Raw genomic sequence first — 18110 nt, 5'->3', positions numbered from 1 at the left:
ATGCGCGCCATTCCCCGTCTATAAGCGCGCCTGTAGCAAAAGGAATTCGCCCATGCGCAGCGCAAAGATCAGCCGTCAGACCGCCGAGACCGAGATCTCGGTCGAGGTCAATCTGGACGGCACCGGCACCTATGACAACCAGACCGGCGTCGGGTTCTTCGATCATATGCTGGACCAGCTGGCGCGTCATTCGCTGATCGACATGACGATCCGCGCCAAGGGCGATTACCACATCGACGACCACCACACGGTCGAAGACACCGGCATCGCGCTGGGTCAGGCGCTGACGCAGGCATTGGGCGACAAGAAGGGCATCCGGCGCTATGGCGAATGCCACTTGCCGATGGATGACGCGCAGGTGCGCTGTGCGCTGGACCTGTCGAGCCGTCCGTTCCTGATCTGGAACGTGGACCTGCCGACGCACAAGATCGGCACGTTCGACACCGAGCTGGTACGTGAGTTCTTTCAGGCACTGTCCACCCATGGCGGCATCACCCTGCATATCGACCAGTTGCACGGCTTCAACAGCCACCACATTGCCGAAGCTGCCTTTAAGGCCGTCGCCCGCGCCCTGCGCCTGGCGGTCGAAACCGACCCGCGCAAGGCGGATGCGATTCCATCCACGAAAGGCGCGCTGTAGATGCTGACAGCGATCATTGACTACGAAAGCGGCAACCTGCACTCGGCGGAAAAGGCGTTTCAGCGGATGGCGCGGGAATTGGATGCGGGTGAGGTCGTCGTGACCTCGGACGCGGATGTTGTCGCGCGCGCCGACCGGCTGGTTCTGCCTGGCGACGGGGCTTTCCCGGCCTGCGCCGCCGAACTGCGCGGCCATAAGGGCATCCACGACGCCATGGTTGAGGCGGTGGAGCAAAAAGGCCGTCCGTTTCTGGGCATCTGCGTCGGGATGCAGCTGATGGCCTCAACGGGCCACGAATACACCGACACCCATGGTCTGGGCTGGGTTGCGGGCGATGTGGTGCGGATTGAACCGTCAGACAGCGCGCTGAAAGTCCCGCACATGGGCTGGAACGATCTGGTTCTGGAAAGCGATCACCCGGTGTTTGAAGGGATAAAATCCGGCGATCACACCTATTTCGTCCACTCCTACCACTTCCGGGTCGCGGACCCGGCACAGCGTCTGGCCTATGTGGACTATGGGCAGGACGTCACGGCCGTGATTGGCCGTGACACGATGGTTGGCATGCAGTTTCACCCCGAGAAAAGCCAGGATGTGGGGCTGCGCATGATCGGCAACTTCCTGACGTGGAAGCCCTGATCCTTTACTGAACGCGGGTCCAGGTCTGGCCGCGGCAGATCAGACCACCCGCAGCACAGCCTTTGACGGTCAGCTTGTTCTGGCTGTCCAGCTGCATTTTTGAACTGTAGGTCTTATCGCGGTCCGGGGCCCAGATTTTGCCACCACCATAAGCGCCATCCCCTTGCGCCTGCATATCCCAGATCATCTGTTTACCCAGATTCTCATAGTTCAACGATTGATTGCCCGAGGCGTCAAACGCGCTATCGATGGTTCCACAGATGGCACTGCCGCAGGGCTGGATCGAAACGTGCAGATAGTTGCCTACATCTCCGGGCTCGGTTTTCCAAAGACCGTCGACCGGGTCTGCCAGCGCTGCCGTAGAAAGAACAGAAAAGGCCGCTGCTGCAATGAATGTAGATTTCATGATCTTCTCCCTTTTATGAGGCCACTTTGTCGCGCCTTATGTCGTCGGGCAAGAATGACCCCGCGTCGCGTTGCATCCCCTGCCCCGCTTGTGCGATATCCCCCGCGTGTAACACTGATATAGGGCCGCCGATCATGATCCTCTACCCCGCCATCGACCTCAAAGACGGCCAGGCCGTGCGCCTGTTGCGTGGTGAAATGGACAAGGCGACTGTGTTCAATGACGACCCGGCCGCCCAGGCGAAAGCATTTGTCGAAGCCGGGTGCGAGTGGCTGCATCTGGTCGACCTGAACGGTGCTTTCGCCGGCGAGCCGGTCAACGCCGCCCCGGTCGAAGCGATCCTGTCGGCATGCAAAGTCCCCGCCCAGCTAGGTGGAGGCATCCGCGATATGGCCACAATCGAAACTTGGATCGACAAAGGGCTCGCCCGCGTCATTCTTGGTACCGTTGCGGTCGAAAACCCCGATCTGGTCCGCGAAGCCGCGCGTGAGTTTCCCGGCAAGGTCGCCGTGGGCATCGACGCCCGCAACGGCATGGTCGCCACCAAAGGATGGGCCGAGGAAACCGATGTCGAAGTCACTGATCTAGCACGCAGCTTCGAGGATGCGGGCGTCGCGGCCATCATCTACACCGATATCAACCGCGACGGCGCGATGCAGGGCCCGAATATTGATGCCACAGCCGCCCTCGCCCGCGCCGTGTCCATTCCGGTGATCGCGTCGGGCGGAGTGAGCTCGCTAGATGATCTGATCGCCCTGCGCGATTGTGGCGTGGAATTGAATGGCGCGATTTCGGGCCGTGCGCTGTACGACGGGGCGCTTGATCTGAAAAAAGCGCTGGCCACGCTCGGCGCGTAATCAAGCCGACCGGCGGTTATTCCAGCTTCCATGTGTGTTTCCGGGGCTGCCCATCTTTGTATGGCTGCAGCTCCGTTTCACTGATTTTTACGAATTGAAAACAACCCGACCAGTCTCCGGTCTTTTCGCACCACTTATCGCCATCAACATACCACTCGCCGTCGTAGGAGTTTCCCCCGAAATTACCGGCAAGTTTACCTTTTTTGCGACCAGTGCTGTATGCCTGTGCCCACTGGGTCTTGTCATCCTGATTAGAAATAGACCGGACTGTTGACCCGGGTAGGGTTGCCAAAAGTTCTGACTTGGACATGAAATCTTGCGCAATCGCTCCGGTGGTAAACACCCCGACACATATCACTGCTGCGCTGATTGTTTGTAAGGCAATTTTCATAAAAAACCTCCCAATATGTACTTTGAAATGCGGCAATTCTATCACAAATCGCCGCCATCCCAAAACTTGAGAGGTATCGCCACGCACCCGCCGGCGTGGCAGAACCTTATTGCGCGGCCGCCGCAGTCAGTTTGGCCAGTGCACCGCGCATCTTTTCGATGACTGGGGCGTCAGAGACACCATTGAGATCGTCCAAGGTCTCTTTTGGGTCTTCATAGGCCAACCAAACCTGCCCGTTGGCGTCCTGGTAAGCCTGAACCTTCAGCGGCAGGAACAGCCCGGCGCGCGGGTCGATCTGCATGGCGGGTGTACCAAGTGCAGGGTTGCCGAAGATCAGCACCTCATTGGCCGGGATCGGTGTACCCACCTTCTCGGCGCCGGCGGCATGGTCGACGCGGGCAAAGACGGTCGCGCCTGCATTGCCGACAGCAGCCTCAAGCGCGTCCAGCGCCTCGGCCACGGATTTGTTTGTCTCAACTTTGATGATGTCGTCTGCCATGGCGGACAGTGCCCCTCCGAATGTGAGTATTGAAGCAAGAATAAGATGTCGCATCTCGATAATCCTTTTCATGAATTTCATCCCTAATTTCCACGGCTTCGCGGGAGATCACAATCACAAGTCTGGCATCGGCGGGGCTTTGCCGTTAGAGGTGCGCCAACAAAGGACTTCGACATGCTGAAAACACGCATCATTCCCTGCCTGGACGTCGCTGATGGCCGCGTGGTCAAGGGCGTCAATTTTGTTGGCCTGCGCGATGCGGGCGATCCGGTGGAATCGGCCAAGGCCTATGATGAGGCTGGCGCGGATGAGATCTGTTTTCTGGACATTCACGCCACCCATGAAAACCGCGGCACCATGTTCGACGTGGTTCAGCGCACGGCCGAGCAGTGCTTTGTCCCCCTGACCGTTGGCGGCGGCGTACGCACCAAGGACGATGTTCGTGCCCTGCTGTTGGCCGGGGCGGATAAGGTCAGCTTCAACTCGGCCGCCGTGGCCAACCCCGATGTGATCGCCGAATCCGCCGATCAGTTCGGCAGTCAGTGCATCGTGTGCGCCATTGACGCCAAAACCGTCAGCCCCGGCAAGTGGGAGATTTTCACCCATGGCGGCCGCAAGCCCACCGGTATCGACGCGGTCGAGTTCGCCAAAACCGTCGTTGCCAAGGGTGCGGGTGAAATCCTGCTGACATCAATGGATCGCGACGGCACCAAGGCGGGGTTCAACCTGCCGCTGACCCGCGCCATTTCTGATGCTGTGGACGTGCCGGTGATCGCCTCGGGCGGGGTCGGCAATCTGGATCATCTGGTCGAAGGCGTCACCGAAGGTGGGGCCAGTGCGGTTCTTGCGGCCTCGATCTTCCATTTCGGCGAATACACTATCCGCGAGGCCAAAGAGCATATGGCCGCCGCCGGCATCCCCATGAGGCTGACATGAGTATCCTGCACGATCTGGCCGCCACGATCGACTCGCGCAAGGGGACGGACCCAGACAGCAGTTGGACGGCCAAGCTGTTGTCCAAAGGCCCCGAGAAATGCGCCGAGAAATTCGGCGAAGAGGCCGTAGAAGCCATCATCGAAGCAGTCAAGAACGACAAAGCCGGGCTGACAGCCGAGGCAGCGGATGTGCTGTATCACCTGCTGGTCATGTTGGCCGCGCGCGATGTGGCGCTGGATGACGTGTTGGCCGAACTGGCCCGCCGTCAAGGTATCAGCGGCATCTCCGAAAAAGCTGCAAGGCCAAAGGACTAGGCTTTCGCCGACGTGCCTTTATGATCGGGTTTCAACACCGAACGGATCAAAGGGCCCGCAGATGATCAAAACCTTGGCCACCCTATTGGCCCTTGTGGCGCTGACTGCTTGTGCCAGCCCTCCGTCCCAGACCGGGGACGAGGCGCAGCGTCTGGCCACCGAAATCCGAAATCTGGGCCCCGGCATTGATCCATCCGAGGCCGACCGCGCTGCACGTATCACCTATGCCTATACCGCGCAGCTGGCGCAGGAATACCAGATTACCGATCCTCCGCTGATCCACAATGCCAAGGTCAACAAGGGCCTAAAGCCGCGCGGACTGTGCTGGCACTGGGCCGAGGATATCGAGCAGCGTCTGAACCAAGAAGGTTTCAAAACCCTGAAGATTCACCGGGCCATCGCCAATGCGGATAACCCGCTGCGAATTGACCACAGCACCGCGATTATCAGTCGCTCAGAGGATGAGATGCAGGACGGAATCATTCTGGACCCCTGGCGGTACGGCGGAACTCTTTTTTGGTCACCCTTCAGCGAGGACACCCGATATGACTGGGTCCCGCGCGAGATTGTGTTGGCACAAAGGCGTATCGAACAATACGGCGAGCTCCTCGCCTATACAGGCGAATAGCTTATAGCTTGGACGAGATCACCCCGGTCGCGAACCCACCCATCCGCAGCTCGCCGAAAAGGCGCTGATATTCGATCTTGGGACAGCGATTCATCACCACATCAACACCGCGCGTCTGCGCCTTTGCTGCAGCGTCGGCGTGTTCTACACCGATCTGCATCCAAATGGTTCCCAATTCCGGAAACGCATCCAGTGCTTGATCAACGATCGGAGGGACAGCCTCGGACCGTCGAAAAATATCAACCATATCGACCGATTCCCGAACATCTAACAAAGACGCCCGAACCTTGGTGCCAAACAGCTCTTTTCCCGCATGCCCAGGATTGACCGGGATAACCGTGTACCCCTTGAGCGATAAGTAGCGCGCAACATAATAGCTGGGCCGGACCGGGTTCATCGAAACACCAACCACGGCGACAGTTTTCGTGCGCTTAAGGATGTTCGACAGAAATGCGTCTGTGTATTCAGTCATGCCGCCACCCTATGCGCAGTCCATCAAAGAAAAAAGCGCCCAGGTGATAACCCGGGCGCAAGGTGTTGGAACGAGGGACAGTGAAATGACCCGCGGCAGTTCCGTTCCGCGGTCACTGTGACATTTAAGCATGTCCCGGCTAAAAAAAAGAGGGGGAGCGCATTTTTGTGATGACAGATCACGAAAAGCGGAAATTCGCCTAGTTCTCGTAGAGGATAACAGGCCAGTTTGCCTCGGCCATTCGAATAAAACCGCTTGTATCCTGTTCCCACATACGCTCGATCGCTGGCGAATGCGTCAGGTAAAGGCGTCCATCGATCACCTGCCACAGGTTCGGGTCTGTACTGACCAATTCCCCCTGAGCCATTGCATAAGCGCAGTACCCTCCGAACTGAGGCGCGTACGCACGCGGGTTCATTTCGAACGCATCACGGTTTTCAGGTGTCGCAAAGTGCCACTCGGCCCCTTTCCACACCACAGAATACTCTGGACGGCCGCGAACAGGGGCATCGCCGTTGAAATACGACACCGCATCATACCCAGCCATGGCTGCGCCATCCGTCTTGTAAAACACGGGTAAGTGCTGCGCGAACGCAGCAGGAGCAAGCATAGAGGCGGTTATCGCGCCCAATAGGAAACGTCGGTACATCTTCATAAGGTCTTCATTAGGAAGTCAGGGTATCAAGATGCAATTGATTAACGCCGCTGAAACCCCAATTAACGCGGATGTGATCGCGCGTGGGCGAATAAACGCCCTAGTCGAAAATATCCTCGATCACATCCCATGCTTCGTCGAACACGCGTGAAAAGACGCTCTTTTTCTTCTTCTTTTTGGTCTTTCGCTGTTTTTCGATTCGGTGGTCCGACTTTGCGTCGGACAGCTTGCGCTTCGGCACCATTTTGAGGTCGTGCAACGGTGCGCCGCAACTTGAACAGCTTAGCTCGTGGCGTTGCTTACCTTTCAGGACCAGCGCAGCTCGGGTGCCGCAATAGCAGCAGGTGACAATTTTCGAAGGGGTGGAAATGGCGCTCTCCTGTCTATCTATGCCTTGAAGCATATAGGGCAATTGCGGCCGCATTTGAGACATTCAGCGATCCAAAGCCGCCTGCCGCGTCAATTTTCACCAATTGGTCAACGGTTTCCTTGGTTTTCTGCCTCAACCCCGGCCCCTCGGCCCCAAGCACCAAGGCGACCGGTTGGTCGAACTTGCTATCCAGCGTCGCCTCAATCGTCTGCTCGGCCTCACCGTCCAGGCCCAGGACCAGAAAACCCATATTCTGCAGCTCAACGATTGTATCGGCCAAGTTGCGCATGCGCAGGTAAGGTTGCCGCTCTAGCGCTCCGCTGGCCGTTTTGGCCAAGGCACCGGTTTCCGGCGCCGAGTGGTGACGGGTGCCGATGACCGCGCTGGCCCCCAGAACCTCGGCCGAGCGGAGAATCGCCCCGACGTTATGCGGGTCGGTCACACGGTCCAGCAGAATGACACGCGGATGTTCACGCCCGATACAGTTTTCGGCCAGCCCGCCCCAATCCAGCGGCTTGACCTCAAGCGCGGCCCCCTGATGCACCGAGCCGGGGTCAATCGGAGCCGTGAACTTGCGCGGATCAACCATTTCAGCCTCGATTCCTGCAAATTCAATGGCTTCGTTCAGCTTGTCGCGGGCATTCCGGGTCACGATCAAGCGCAATTTCTGCCGTTTGGGGTTCATCAGGGCATCGCGCACAGCGTGCAGGCCGAACAACCATACAGTTTCAGAAGCGGCCGCCTTGCGCGCCTGTTCCTTTTCAACGACCCACTTGGGTTTCTTCATTTCTTGGGCCTCCTGGCCGGGAATTCGGTTTCCTGCGCCAAAGCAGTATTTTCCTGTTGACGCTCGTTTAAGGCGCTAGTAATCACGCCTCCACGTCAGGTGCAACGCCTGACAGTGGGCGACAGGCCGCAAGGTGTGGCAGGGGACTGTAACTCCCTCGCGGAGACGCACGCCTGGTTCGATTCCAGGGTCGCCCACCATCTTCCTCAGATGGTAAAAAAGCGCAACGGGTTGCACAATGTGCAGCGCGCATCATCTCCGTTCGCGAAATTGAATCTCTGCGTGACGTCGTGAGTTTTCATATTAAACAACGCCCTTGGCATACCAAAGGCGTTGTTTTTTAAGATGGAAGAGCCCGCGTTAAGCAGCGGCTGCTCGTTGCGCTGTGATACGGTCAAACCATTCCAGAATGGCATCGCGTTTCGGCGTGATTTCTTCTGCTGCGCCGCCCGTGAACTCTTGGAACTTTTCCATGTTCAGACCGTTCACGCCAACCAAAACAGGGATGTCCTGCGCCAATGCCTCGGCAATCAAAGGACGAAACCCGCGCCCGTCAGCCTCATGTTTGCCGAACTTATTGACGATCAACAATTGCGGCTTGTCGGCAAGCGACGCGGTCACATACCCCACAGCCTGTTCCAGCGCGGCGGGATCCAAACGGCATCCTCGGGATTGCGTGCCCAGTGACTGCGAGATGCGGATGGTGTCACCTTCGGGTAGAACGCGCACGTCCATATCGCATTTGGTGCTGTCAACGCATTCAGTGTTGGTCTGCACAACGCCTGCAAGCCGAGCGCCAGATTTCAACAGTTGTTCAGCAGCTGCGGCCAGCAAAAGATCGGTCGCGCCACGGTCGGTGGTGGTTACATAGCCCAGGTACATTCAGAGACCCTCGTCATAAAACTGTGACATTCCAGATAGCACGCAAGATACGCTCCGGCCACTCCTTTACCCTAAGGTAAAGGAGAAAGCCCGATCACAGCTGCGTGCAGGTGAAGCAGAACCGCATATGCGGCAAGTGAAACCAGCCAGACCCAAAGGGGTGGCCAGGGATGCGAGGCGCGCGGGGAAAAGCGCGCGGTGTTACGGGACAGGCGAATCCATTCGATGCCCATCTCGCGGGATTTGCGCTGGTCAATCAAGGCCATTCCCATAACCGCGAACCCGGCAAACAGGCCAAACAAGATCACGTGCGCAAGGCTGCTGTTGGCCAGCAGATGCGCCAATGCCCAAAGCATCAGCGCCGCCAGCACCGGATGTCGAGTGGCGCGCAGAACGCCCGGCTTTTCCGGATCGAACGGGCGTCGACCCAATCCACCGAATGAGAACGGATTCTGTATCGCCACACCGGCGGCGGCCAGCCACAAGGCGATGGGCATGACCAACAATGGCACCCAGCGGAAAACAGGCCAAGGTGGGATGACCTCGACATAGGGCGCACGACTGGCCGCGACAATCAGACAGCCCAGAACCAGCAATGACAAAGCCGAAAAAGCTGCGAAATATCCCTTGCGCCCCAACGCTGTGATCAACTGCCCACGCAAGGCGGAACGCGCCGGAATAGCGTGCGTCAGCATGAATGTGATCAGCGCTGCAAGGAATAGGACCCAACCAGTCATCAGAGTCTCCGAACGTGTTGCGCCCGGTTTAGCCCTGTAGGTTGAGACCGTCTTTGTTCGAAATCAAATCAGGCGGGGCGGTCGCGCCGCCCCTGCCCAAAGTTACAGGCCCAGTGCCTTGCGGCGTTCCTCGGCAAAGCCCTGCACCATACGGTCGGCGATCAGCGCCAGAATGGCCATCGCCGCCCCGGCCGAGATGCCAAGCCCCACATCCGCCTGCCCCAGCGCCAGATAGATCGACTGGCCCAGACCGGTGGTGCCGATCAGCGCCGCGATCACCAGCATCGCAAAGGCATAGAGGATCGTCTGGTTCAGCCCCAGCAGGATAGTCGGCGCGGCATAGGGCGCGCGCACGTCTCGCATGATCTGCCACTCGGTCGCGCCGCTGGAGATTGCAGCCTCCATCATTTCCTCGGGTGTGTTTACCAGACCATGGCGGGTGTACCGGATCATCGGCACGATCGCATAGGCGCAGATCGCCAGGAAGGCCGAGAACTCGCCAATCTGGAACACCATCAGAACCGGGATCAGGAACACGAATAGAGGGATCGTTTGCAGCATGTCACAGATCGGGCGGACGATTTTCCATACTGGCGTCCAAACCGCGCTGGCCAGACCGATCAGCCCGCCGACCACAGCACAAGAAAACACCGCCGCACCGCTGAGGTAAAGCGACAGCAAGGCGCGCTCCCACAGGCCCGAGACGAGGATGGTGCACAGCAGCCCCACGGACAGCGCCGCCAGTCGCCAACCACCCGCGACATAGCTGAGGGCAGCAGCCCCCGTCAGGACAAAGGGCCATGGAAGATTCGCAATGCCAGTTTCCAACATGCCGATCAGGATCAGCACAACCAAGCCTCCGGTCAGATGCCCGCGCCATGCCATCAGCGCCGCGATCACAGCGGCCACGGCAAAGAGACCGAAGCTCATCCCGGGCGTCCACTGAAAGCCCCACGTGAACGGCAGCACCGCTTGGTCGAGACCAATCCGCAGTGGCAGCAGCACGTAGAACAGCGAGTTGTTCTTGAGCGCATCTAACCACGGACCGTTGGCCTGAGTGAAGGCGGTCAAGCCGCTGTCAATCGCCTCGGCCATCGGATCCAGAAGGGTCAGCTCGGACGGGTTCGGCAACCACAGCCAGAAGGCCGCAGTGAACAGCACGGTAAAGCCCAGAACCGCCCAGACGACTCGCTGGTCATAGCGTTTGCGTTCGGTGGCGAGCGTGCCGCTCATCCGGTCAATGACGACGGCAAACACCACGATCACAAGACCGGCCATCAGGGATTCGCCGAACTGCGCCTTGCGCATGGTCAGCAGAACCTCCCAGCCGATATCGTTGAAGCCACCGATCACGGCCGCGATGATCACCATCGACAAGGCCGCCATCAGGCATTGGTTCACGCCAACCATGATCTGGGTTGCAGCCGCCGGGATTTCCACCTGAAACAGTTGCTGGAACCGCGTGCCACCGGACATAATGGCGGCCTCTTTGATCTCGGGCTCGACCCGTTCCAAGCCCAGCATCACGTTGCGCGCCATGGGCGGTGCAGCGTAGATGGCCGACGCGATCAAACCCACCACCGGGCCAAAACCAAAGAGCAGCAGCAAAGGCGTCAGATAAGCGAAGGTCGGCACGGTCTGCATGACGTCCAGCACGGCTTGAACAAAGTTTTTCACGCGGGGGATCTCATTGGCCAGAATGCCAATCCCTCCACCCACAACCAGCGCCACAGGGACTGAGACAGCCACCAGCGCCAGCGTATTCATGCTCTCGGCCCAATAGCCCGAGGCCAGCACGAAGCTGAGGCCGAAGAACCCCAACGCGGCCATTGGCAGCCCGCCCAGATACCAGCCCAGCGCGGTAACAAGCCCGATCAGGATCGGCCATGGCGTATTTGCCAGAACAAAATTCGCCGCGTCCATCGGATAGGTCATCAGGTCGGAAAACAACCGCATCGCCGGTTTGATGCCGTTCAGGAACCAGTCGAGGAAGGCTCCGACCCACTGCGTCGCCGGCAACTCCCATGCGGCGGGCCATTTGACCAGCCACGGGGCAATACCCTCAAGCGCCAGACACAGCGCGCCGACGACAACAGTAATCAGTGCCGCCTTGGCTTCGATCGTCAGGCGCGCCTGTGCAGGGAGGTCCGTGATCGCCGTCATGTCTCATCCACCTGAAGCGCCGCAGCCAGATCGGACGGGTGAACCGTGCCGACGATATTGCCCGCCTCATCCCGCACTGGCACCGGTTCGTACAGCTCCATGCAATGCGCCAGCGCGGCGTCCAATGTCATGCTGGTCGTCAGACCGGGATCGTCCGGGCCACGTTCGGACTCGTCGCGCATGACCGAGGCGACCTTGGCGTGTTGGCCCTTTGCGACGTCTTTCGAGAATTCGCGTACATAGTCATCGACCGGGCGCAGCACGATATCAGTGGGCGTGCCGATCTGCACGATCTTGCCATCGCGCATGATCGCGATGCGGTCGGCCAGTTTCAGCGCCTCTTGAATGTCGTGGGTAATGAAGACGATGGATTTCTTCAACGTCGCCTGAATGCGCAGAAATTCGTCCTGCAACTGACGACGGATCAGGGGATCGAGGGCCGAGAACGGCTCATCCAAAAACCAGATGTCGGGGTTCACGGCAAGACTGCGGGCGATTCCCACGCGCTGCCGCTGGCCGCCCGAAAGCTGCCGAGGGAAGCTGTCTTCGCGCCCCTCAAGACCGACCAATGAGATCACCTCTTGCGCGCGGGCCAGACGTTCCTTTTTACCGACGCCCTGAACGCGCAGCGGATAGGCCACGTTTTCGGCGACGGTCATATGGGGGAAAAGACCGAAATGCTGGAACACCATGCCCAGCTTCTTACGGCGCAGGTCGGTCAGTACCTTCTTCGAGGCACCGATGACGTTTTCACCATCCACGCGGATTTCCCCACCCGTACCGGGCAGCAGTTGCGAGATGCATCGGATCAGCGTCGATTTGCCCGAGCCCGACAGGCCCATGATAACGAAAAGTTCGCCCTCTTTGACTTCGAAATTAGCGTCCTGCACGGCAGGGATGAACCCGCGTTCGCGCAGATCGGAGGCGGCTTTGTCGGAGTCACTCCCTGACCGAGACAGCGCGTCGGTCAGGGCCTTGTCTGCACCGGGGCCAAAGACCTGCCAGAGATTCTGGCAGGCAATGGCTGGCGTTTTAGCTTGCGTCACTTAGGCTGGCTCACTGTGTTGCCGCGTCAACGACCGGACGCCACTTACCTTCGTTCTCAGCCATCCACGCAGCGACGACTTCCTCGACCTTGCCGCCATCGACGTCGATCGCGCCCATCATCGGCTGCTGATCTTCGACCGCCAGCTGATAGTTGGTCAGAATTTCATAAGCTGCGGGCCATTTGTCTTCCATGCCGCTCCAGCTTGCCTTGAAGATACGCGAGGGCGAGAAGTCGCAGTCGTTCACTGCATTCGGGTTCGGACCCCACGCCGGATCGTTAAAGCACGCCTCTTCACCGGCGGGAAGTTCGACAAACTGAACGTCATAGGCCGACATCGCCCAATGCGGTTGCCAGAATGTGATCAGCAGCGGCGATTTGCGCTCGGTCGAGGCGCGCAGTTCGGCGATCAGTGCGCCTTCGGACCCAGCGGGCACGGCTTTGAACGGCAGTTCCAGACCAGTCATGCGGTCCGCGCCGGGCGTACCCCAATCTGCCGGGTAGTCGACCAGTCGGCCACCGGGCAGCGTTTCAGCGGTTGCGAAAACCTGTGCGCAATCTTTCAAGGCTTCCCAAGCGGGCAGGCCCGGGCACAGATCGGCCACGTGGGCGGGGTATGCGATGCCTTCTTTGGCATCCAGACCCAAATCGCCAATTTCAACGACGGTGCCTTCATCAACCTTCTTGGCATATTCGTCGGACACGTTCGACGACCAGATCTCAAGCGTGGCGTCGATGTCGCCATCGGCCAGCGCCTGGAACTGGTTCATCATGCCCGCGGTGACATATTCCACGTTGTACCCTGCGGCTTTCAGCATCTCCCCGGCCACATGGGTGGTCACATGCTGACCAGTCCACTCGTTGATCGCCAGTTTGATCGGTTCATCCACGGCGCCCATATCGGCCGCAAAAGCCGAGCCCGCAACGGTCATCGCCAAAAGGCTTACACTGAGTTTTTTCATCGACATTCTCCCTGTCTTTTTTGCTTCGCCCGCTCCGGCACAAGCACGCGCCTCGGGGGCTGTCTCACGACATTACCATGCCGCAACATGCACAATTAAAGCCGGAAAGGGAAAGCAAACAGTTGGGTCCAGCGCGGAAATCATACGCTCGACCGACCTAAATGTTCCCCGCCTGCCGGCATGCACCGAAAGCCCGCCCCCACGTGTTTTCACATTTCGCTGGGTGCGGACATTGATTGACCAGTCAATCACAAACCAGAATCACCTGATTTGTCGAGTGTTTCTTTCCAATTTTCCAACTTTTTTCCCGAAACGCTTAGGCCTTGCCCTGGATTCGGGGCCTTGAAACCCCGGGCCTGACAAGCAACGCTGATCAGAAAGGACACCGCTATGCACCATTTTGACGATATCTTTAGGATGGCCGCCGACCGACACGGCGGCGCCGACGCCCTGAATTCGCAACTCGAGACACCCAAATCCCCTGAAGAACTGGCGGATCTGCCAGAAGACCGCTGGCTATCGGTGATGACCAAATGCATATTTCAGGCCGGTTTCAGCTGGAAAGTGATCGAATCCAAATGGGACGGGTTCGAGGCTGCGTTCGACGGTTTTGACGTGGGCCGATGCGCCTTCATGAACGACGAAAAGTTCGACACCCTCTTGCAAGATACCCGAATCGTGCGCAACGGCACCAAGATCGCCGCCGTGCGTGACAACGCAGCCTTTCTGCTGGAACTGCGTGAAGAAGGTGGTGCAGGCCGGGTGTTGGGTGGCTGGCCTTCGACCGACTTCGTCGGTCTGCTTGAGATACTGCGTAAGCGTGGTGCGCGCTTGGGTGGTACCTCGGCGCAGATCGCATTGCGCTTTGCAGGCCGTGACAGCTTCATTCTCTCGCAGGATGTTGCAGCACGGCTGATAGCCGAAGGCGTCGTAGACAAAGCGCCGACCTCCAAGAAAGCCATGAACGCTGTGCAGGCTGCTTTTAATACGTGGATGGATCAATCCGGGCGTTCGCTCACGGAAATCAGCCGCGTTCTGGCTATGAGCGTTTGAAAACAGGTTGCAGGTTGAAGGTCAGGGATTAAGGTCGGAACATGTTGCGCCTCATTTTGATGACGTCTTTGTTGTTTCTTTACTCTTGCGGCCGTCCCCTTACGGAAAACGAGGTCGCCTTTGCAAGCGCTGTTCAGGGCAACACGCTGGACCTAAAGAACGTACGTTTGGTCGAAGGCGCCCCGGTCGTGCCGATCACCTTTTATCGCAAAGACCGTCCGCGTCTGGCCTGCCGCGAGCGTATCCTGCCGCCAACCAAGGAAGGCGTGGTCACTGCAAAACCTGCCGCCGTCGCGTTGTTTAACAAAGTCTACTTCACGAAAGACTGGTACCTCGAGGATTATATGTCCGAGTTTCCGGAACAGATGGACCTGATCGCCGCCATGTTGCTGGCCCATGAATTGACCCACGTGTGGCAGTGGCAGAACCGGGAAACCACGGGCTATCACCCATTGCGTGCAGCGGCCGAGCATGGGGGCAATACTGATCCTTATCAATTTGATCTGACGACCTCGCCCGATTTCCTGTCCTACGGGTTCGAGCAGCAGGGCGCTATTGTCGAGGAATACATCTGCTGCCGTGCACTGGATCCTACAGCACCGCGCACTCAACGGCTGCATGAAATGCTGGGACAGCACTTTGACCTAGCAGCGCTACCCGGCGAACGCCGCGAACGGGACGTGGTAATCCCTTGGGCCGATGCTGAGGTCGAGGGAATTTGCCGTTAAGGCTATTTCGCTTGCAACGTTTGCAGGTACGCCACTAAGTCCACGATTGGCTGGCTTGTTAGAATTGGCTGCCCTTGAGGTGTTTTCATCGAAGTATCCTGACCATCGAAATATGGCCCGTAGACCGGCATAGGGCTGCCGTGACTGACCAAGGGATCGCGCCCGTCAATCCGCGCGACAACACGTGCGACCGGGAAAGTGCCATCCGCGCTGGCCAAAGCGGTCAAATCTGTCGGCTGGATCACCAGCACCCCGGCCATAGGACCCTGCCCGGTAGCATCAATGCCGTGGCACGTCGCGCAATAGTGCTGGTACAGTTTCGCACCCTCTTGCACATCCTGCGCTATGGCCTGAGACCCCATTGCTAACCCTATCGAAACAAGCCCGAGTACCCGTCTGATCATCGCATCCTCCTGTCACGACTGACATTTGCAGACTTGCTCGTTGGGCAGCTTGGCGCAATGATCCAGATCAACGAAACCATAGGACACGGGCCATGACACAATACGCAGCCATCATGCTGGCCGCCGGAATCGGAGTTCCCATCCTCGCCGCATTGAACGCGGCTTTGGGCAAGATGATCGGTTCCCCTACGACCGCCGCAGTGGTTCTGTTCGCCATCGCCTTTGCATCTTCGGCAGTCGTCATGGTGCTATTTCCGGGGTTCGGAGCCTTATCGAAAATCGCCGGGGCACCAAGACACCTGCTGCTTGCGGGTGTGCTTATCGCCTTCTACGTTCTGTCAATAACCCACGTCGCCGCGCATTTCGGCGTGGGCAACGCGGTGTTCTTCGTGTTGATCGGACAGTTGATCAGCGCCGCTGCCATAGACCATTTCGGCCTGTTCGGTGCGCAAGTCACGCCGCTGACATGGATACGCGCGGGCGGTATCGCCGTGATGGCCGCCGGGGTGGCGATCACTCAACTGGCTTAAGAACGCCCCCATCCAACCGCAGCTTGCGATCCATCCGCGCGGCCAGATCCATATTGTGCGTGGCGATCAGGGCCGAGAGCCCCTCGTCCCGCACCAATGCCATTAGCGCATCGAACACCTGATCCGAGGTCTCGGGGTCCAGATTGCCCGTCGGTTCATCCGCCAACAATACGCGCGGCGCGTTGGCCAGCGCGCGGCAAAAGGCGACCCGCTGTTGCTCGCCCCCAGACAGGGCCGCCGGGCGGTGATCCGCGCGCGCCGCAACACCGACGCGATCCAGCAGCGCCATCGCCCTATCCTGTGCGGCCTTCTCGGAGACACCATTGGCCAGTTGCGGCAGGGTGATGTTCTCCAGCGCTGTGAACTCGGGCAGTAGATGGTGGAACTGATAGACAAAGCCTACATCCTGCCGCCGCAGCGCGGTGCGGGTGCGGTCGCCTTTGCCTGCGATGCTCTGCCCCGCGATCTCAACGGTGCCGCTATCGGGCGTGTCCAGCAGCCCGGCAATATGCAGCAGCGTCGACTTGCCCGCCCCAGAGGGCGCCACTAGTGCAACTGCCTCGCCCGCGCGCAGGTCCAGATCGACGCCGCGCAGCACCTGCACCTCGCCCGGTGTGCCCTGCAGATAGGTTTTGGTCAGGCCGTTCAGCCGCAATGTCACGTCACTCATAGCGCAGCGCCTCAACCGGGTTCAGCCGCGCCGCGCGGCGGGCCGGGAAATAGGTGACAAAGAAGGACAGGCCCAGCGACAACCCCACGGCCTTAAGCACATCGGACAGGTGCAACTCGGCCGGCAACGTATAGATGCCCCGGATCGAAGGATCCCAGACCCCGCCGCCCATGACAAAGTTCACAAAGCTGAAGATCGGGTCGATATAGATCGCAAACAAGCACCCCAAAACCACACCCATCGTAGTGCCGATAATGCCGGTAAATGACCCGCAGATGAAGAACACGCGCAAGACAGACCCCTCGCTGAGGCCAATGGTGCGCAGGATGCCGATATCTCGCCCCTTGTTCTTGACCAACATGATCAGACCCGAGACGATGTTCATCGCCGCAATCAGTACGAGGATCGACAGGATGATGAACATCACATTGTCCTCGACCTCAAGCGCGCGCAGGAACCCGCCCGAGGCGTCCTGCCATGTCCATATCTGACTGCGTTCGCCTGCTGCTTCCAGGATGGGGATCAGAATGGGTGTCAGATTCTCCGGATCATCCACCATAACTTCGATCTCATCGGCCACACCTTCCCGGTTAAAAAAGGTCTGCGCCTGTTCGAACGGCATGTAGACACGGGTGCGGTCGATGTCATAGCGCCCGGCCGAAAACACATAAACCACCCGATAGGCGCTGACGCGGGGCGAGGTGCCAAAAGCCGTCTTGACCCCGTTAGGCGAGGTCAGCTTGACTGTATCCCCTACTGTCGCGCCGATACTGCGCGCCACGCCCGAACCGATCGCAATGACGAATTCCTCGTTCTGGAATTCCGACAGATCGCCCACCGCCTGATCGCTTTCGGCGATGCCCGGCAGGTCCAACAAGTCGTCAGGCTGTATCCCAAAAACTTCGACGCCGCTGCTGCGGTCGCGGTTTGTGATCAGCACTTGCCCCTTGACCAAAGGTGCCGCCCGTTGAACGCCCGGCACTTGCCCGATCCTGTCAGCCACCTGATCGTAGTTTTCAATGGTCCGATCTATGCGCCCCTGCGCATCAAAATTCCCAGCCGAATAAACAGTCACATGCGCGTTGGCACCAAGAATGGTGCCGACAAACTCGGCACGGAAACCCGATCGAACAGCCAACGTGGCGATCAGAGCGAACACGGCCAAGGTGATCCCGATCAGCGAGATCCAGGTCATCACGCTGACGCCCCCCTCGGCGCGGCGCGCGCGTAGGTATCGCCAGGCGATTTTCCATTCAAAAGGTGCAAAGGGCGGGGGTGTCTTGGCCATGCCTGCTCCGGTGTTTTTGTTGGACGTGACCCTTTCGGCATTTGGCCGAATGGT

The 18110-nt window shown here is 59.0% G+C and carries 24 protein-coding genes and 1 tRNA gene; 10 read left to right on the top strand and 15 right to left on the bottom strand.

Annotated features, from left to right (window positions below):
- Positions 1-52: 52 nt before the first annotated feature.
- The gene (hisB, locus tag ABWV79_RS18530) at positions 53-640 is read left to right on the top strand and encodes an imidazoleglycerol-phosphate dehydratase HisB (RefSeq protein WP_353393809.1); all 588 of its coding nucleotides are present in this window, start codon (positions 53-55) and stop codon (positions 638-640) included.
- Positions 641-1279, top strand: coding sequence for an imidazole glycerol phosphate synthase subunit HisH (hisH, locus tag ABWV79_RS18525; protein WP_353393807.1), 639 nt, complete (start codon positions 641-643; stop codon positions 1277-1279). It begins immediately after the preceding gene.
- Positions 1280-1283: 4 nt separating this feature from the next.
- Here the strand turns inward: hisH and ABWV79_RS18520 are convergent, their stop codons facing one another.
- Entirely contained in the window at positions 1284-1685 is a 402-nt protein-coding gene (locus ABWV79_RS18520) for a DUF2147 domain-containing protein (protein ID WP_353393805.1), read from the bottom strand.
- A gap of 134 nt (positions 1686-1819) precedes the next feature.
- Here ABWV79_RS18520 and hisA point away from each other — a divergent pair, with 134 nt between their 5' ends.
- A complete protein-coding gene (gene hisA, locus ABWV79_RS18515) occupies positions 1820-2542 on the top strand; it encodes a 1-(5-phosphoribosyl)-5-[(5-phosphoribosylamino)methylideneamino]imidazole-4-carboxamide isomerase (RefSeq protein ID WP_170753102.1) in 723 nt (240 codons plus the stop codon).
- Positions 2543-2558: 16 nt separating this feature from the next.
- Here the strand turns inward: hisA and ABWV79_RS18510 are convergent, their stop codons facing one another.
- On the bottom strand, positions 2559-2933 hold the full coding sequence (locus ABWV79_RS18510) for a hypothetical protein (protein ID WP_170756400.1): 375 nt from the start codon (positions 2931-2933) through the stop codon (positions 2559-2561).
- Positions 2934-3039: 106 nt separating this feature from the next.
- The gene (locus tag ABWV79_RS18505; RefSeq protein WP_353393911.1) at positions 3040-3432 is read right to left on the bottom strand and encodes a DUF302 domain-containing protein; all 393 of its coding nucleotides are present in this window, start codon (positions 3430-3432) and stop codon (positions 3040-3042) included.
- A 174-nt stretch (positions 3433-3606) separates the two neighbouring features.
- Here ABWV79_RS18505 and hisF point away from each other — a divergent pair, with 174 nt between their 5' ends.
- The 3 genes from hisF to ABWV79_RS18490 all read left to right on the top strand — a co-directional run bounded on the left by hisF (position 3607) and on the right by ABWV79_RS18490 (position 5310).
- On the top strand, positions 3607-4368 hold the full coding sequence (gene hisF, locus ABWV79_RS18500; RefSeq protein ID WP_170756401.1) for an imidazole glycerol phosphate synthase subunit HisF: 762 nt from the start codon (positions 3607-3609) through the stop codon (positions 4366-4368).
- A complete protein-coding gene (locus tag ABWV79_RS18495; protein ID WP_170753107.1) occupies positions 4365-4682 on the top strand; it encodes a phosphoribosyl-ATP diphosphatase in 318 nt (105 codons plus the stop codon). The genes hisF and ABWV79_RS18495 overlap by 4 nt, the downstream gene beginning before the upstream one ends.
- Positions 4683-4743: 61 nt before the next feature.
- Complete coding sequence (locus tag ABWV79_RS18490; protein ID WP_353393802.1) at positions 4744-5310, top strand: hypothetical protein; 567 nt, start codon at positions 4744-4746, stop codon at positions 5308-5310.
- A gap of 1 nt (position 5311) precedes the next feature.
- On the opposite strand, the gene ABWV79_RS18485 is transcribed toward ABWV79_RS18490, so the two are convergent.
- From ABWV79_RS18485 to rlmB, 4 genes are all read right to left on the bottom strand, one after another.
- A complete protein-coding gene (locus ABWV79_RS18485; protein ID WP_353393800.1) occupies positions 5312-5782 on the bottom strand; it encodes a CoA-binding protein in 471 nt (156 codons plus the stop codon).
- Between the two features lie 199 nt (positions 5783-5981).
- Complete coding sequence (locus tag ABWV79_RS18480; protein ID WP_234899415.1) at positions 5982-6437, bottom strand: YHS domain-containing (seleno)protein; 456 nt, start codon at positions 6435-6437, stop codon at positions 5982-5984.
- Between the two features lie 100 nt (positions 6438-6537).
- Complete coding sequence (locus ABWV79_RS18475) at positions 6538-6840, bottom strand: hypothetical protein (protein WP_353393909.1); 303 nt, start codon at positions 6838-6840, stop codon at positions 6538-6540.
- Positions 6821-7594 (bottom strand): 23S rRNA (guanosine(2251)-2'-O)-methyltransferase RlmB, encoded by a 774-nt coding sequence (rlmB, locus tag ABWV79_RS18470; RefSeq protein ID WP_353393798.1) that lies wholly within the window; start codon positions 7592-7594, stop codon positions 6821-6823. Before rlmB ends, ABWV79_RS18475 begins: the two co-directional genes overlap by 20 nt.
- Before the next feature lie 116 nt (positions 7595-7710).
- Between rlmB and ABWV79_RS18465 the strand changes: the two genes are divergently transcribed.
- A tRNA-Tyr gene (locus ABWV79_RS18465) sits at positions 7711-7794 on the top strand.
- A 160-nt stretch (positions 7795-7954) separates the two neighbouring features.
- Here ABWV79_RS18465 and ABWV79_RS18460 read toward each other — a convergent pair.
- From ABWV79_RS18460 to ABWV79_RS18440, 5 genes are all read right to left on the bottom strand, one after another.
- A complete protein-coding gene (locus ABWV79_RS18460) occupies positions 7955-8476 on the bottom strand; it encodes a DUF2478 domain-containing protein (protein WP_209195067.1) in 522 nt (173 codons plus the stop codon).
- 71 nt (positions 8477-8547) lie between these two features.
- Positions 8548-9213, bottom strand: coding sequence for an NnrU family protein (locus tag ABWV79_RS18455; RefSeq protein ID WP_353393796.1), 666 nt, complete (start codon positions 9211-9213; stop codon positions 8548-8550).
- 102 nt (positions 9214-9315) lie between these two features.
- Positions 9316-11376: an ABC transporter permease gene (locus ABWV79_RS18450; RefSeq protein ID WP_353393794.1), complete on the bottom strand. Its 2061-nt coding sequence runs from the start codon at positions 11374-11376 to the stop codon at positions 9316-9318.
- Positions 11373-12422 carry a quaternary amine ABC transporter ATP-binding protein gene (locus ABWV79_RS18445; protein ID WP_353393792.1) on the bottom strand — a complete coding sequence of 350 codons (1050 nt, stop codon included), beginning with the start codon at positions 12420-12422 and terminating at the stop codon, positions 11373-11375. Before ABWV79_RS18445 ends, ABWV79_RS18450 begins: the two co-directional genes overlap by 4 nt.
- 10 nt (positions 12423-12432) lie before the next feature.
- On the bottom strand, positions 12433-13383 hold the full coding sequence (locus ABWV79_RS18440) for an ABC transporter substrate-binding protein (protein ID WP_353393790.1): 951 nt from the start codon (positions 13381-13383) through the stop codon (positions 12433-12435).
- A 390-nt stretch (positions 13384-13773) separates the two neighbouring features.
- Between ABWV79_RS18440 and ABWV79_RS18435 the strand changes: the two genes are divergently transcribed.
- A complete protein-coding gene (locus ABWV79_RS18435) occupies positions 13774-14436 on the top strand; it encodes a DNA-3-methyladenine glycosylase I (RefSeq protein WP_353393788.1) in 663 nt (220 codons plus the stop codon).
- A gap of 41 nt (positions 14437-14477) precedes the next feature.
- Positions 14478-15164, top strand: a complete 687-nt coding sequence (locus ABWV79_RS18430) for a hypothetical protein (RefSeq protein ID WP_170352509.1) — start codon at positions 14478-14480, stop codon at positions 15162-15164.
- A 2-nt stretch (positions 15165-15166) separates the two neighbouring features.
- Here ABWV79_RS18430 and ABWV79_RS18425 read toward each other — a convergent pair whose 3' ends face one another.
- Complete coding sequence (locus ABWV79_RS18425; RefSeq protein ID WP_353393786.1) at positions 15167-15568, bottom strand: c-type cytochrome; 402 nt, start codon at positions 15566-15568, stop codon at positions 15167-15169.
- A 92-nt stretch (positions 15569-15660) separates the two neighbouring features.
- Here ABWV79_RS18425 and ABWV79_RS18420 point away from each other — a divergent pair, with 92 nt between their 5' ends.
- Positions 15661-16098, top strand: a complete 438-nt coding sequence (locus tag ABWV79_RS18420; RefSeq protein ID WP_353393784.1) for a DMT family transporter — start codon at positions 15661-15663, stop codon at positions 16096-16098.
- Here ABWV79_RS18420 and ABWV79_RS18415 read toward each other — a convergent pair.
- Entirely contained in the window at positions 16082-16768 is a 687-nt protein-coding gene (locus ABWV79_RS18415) for an ABC transporter ATP-binding protein (protein WP_170753129.1), read from the bottom strand. The two genes, ABWV79_RS18420 and ABWV79_RS18415, sit on opposite strands and share 17 nt — an antisense overlap.
- Positions 16761-18056: a lipoprotein-releasing ABC transporter permease subunit gene (locus tag ABWV79_RS18410; RefSeq protein ID WP_353393782.1), complete on the bottom strand. Its 1296-nt coding sequence runs from the start codon at positions 18054-18056 to the stop codon at positions 16761-16763. The genes ABWV79_RS18415 and ABWV79_RS18410 overlap by 8 nt, the downstream gene beginning before the upstream one ends.
- Positions 18057-18110: the final 54 nt, after the last annotated feature.

The organism is Ruegeria sp. HU-ET01832, from assembly GCF_040371315.1.
Classification (GTDB): Bacteria; Pseudomonadota; Alphaproteobacteria; order Rhodobacterales; family Rhodobacteraceae; genus Ruegeria; species Ruegeria lacuscaerulensis_A.
The sequence above is the reverse complement of the archived record's forward strand: the minus strand, read 5'-3'. Positions and strand labels throughout refer to the sequence as shown.